Origin of the sequence: Bacillus sp. 7894-2, from assembly GCF_002272225.1 — a bacterium.
Classification (GTDB): Bacteria; Bacillota; Bacilli; order Bacillales; family Cytobacillaceae; genus Cytobacillus.
In genome coordinates, this window is sequence record NZ_NPDG01000114.1 from 1 (window position 1) to 932 (window position 932).

General features: G+C 49.9%; 1 rRNA gene. It reads left to right on the forward strand.

The features are described from left to right. Positions 1 to 103 precede the first annotated feature (103 nt). A 23S ribosomal RNA gene (locus CHI10_RS17075) occupies positions 104 to 932 on the forward strand; the annotation flags it as partial.

Genomic DNA, 932 nt, shown 5'->3' on the forward strand with positions numbered 1-932 from the left:
GAAGAAGCAATAACCGAGTAATCGCCATTTTAGTAAATTCTCTCTATGTAAATAGAGTTAAAAACCTTTGATTGTGTTCATCTTCGATGAACCTGTCAAATACGGTTAAGTTAGAAAGGGCGCACGGTGAATGCCTTGGCACTAGGAGCCGATGAAGGACGGTACTAACACCGATATGCTTCGGGGAGCTGTAAGTAAGCTTTGATCCGGAGATTTCCGAATGGGGAAACCCCCTATCCGTAATGGGATAGGATCTTTACCTGAATACATAGGGTATGGAAGGCAGACCCGGGGAACTGAAACATCTAAGTACCCGGAGGAAGAGAAAGCAAACGCGATTTCCTGAGTAGCGGCGAGCGAAACGGGATTAGCCCAAACCAGGAGGCTTGCCTCTTGGGGTTGTAGGACACTCTATACGGAGTTACAAAGGAACGAGGTAAATGAACAGGTCTGGAAAGGCCGGCCAGAGAAGGTAAAAGCCCTGTAGTTGAAACTTCGTTCCCTCCAGAGTGGATCCTGAGTACGGCGGGACACGAGAAATCCCGTCGGAAGCAGGGAGGACCATCTCCCAAGGCTAAATACTCCCTAGTGACCGATAGTGAACCAGTACCGTGAGGGAAAGGTGAAAAGCACCCCGGAAGGGGAGTGAAAGAGATCCTGAAACCGTGTGCCTACAAGTAGTTAGAGCCCGTTAATGGGTGATAGCGTGCCTTTTGTAGAATGAACCGGCGAGTTACGATTACATGCGAGGTTAAGTTGATAAGACGGAGCCGCAGCGAAAGCGAGTCTGAATAGGGCGAATGAGTATGTGGTCGTAGACCCGAAACCAGGTGATCTACCCATGTCCAGGGTGAAGTCCAGGTAACACTGGATGGAGGCCCGAACCCACGCACGTTGAAAAGTGCGTGGATGAGGTGTGGGTAGCGGAGAAA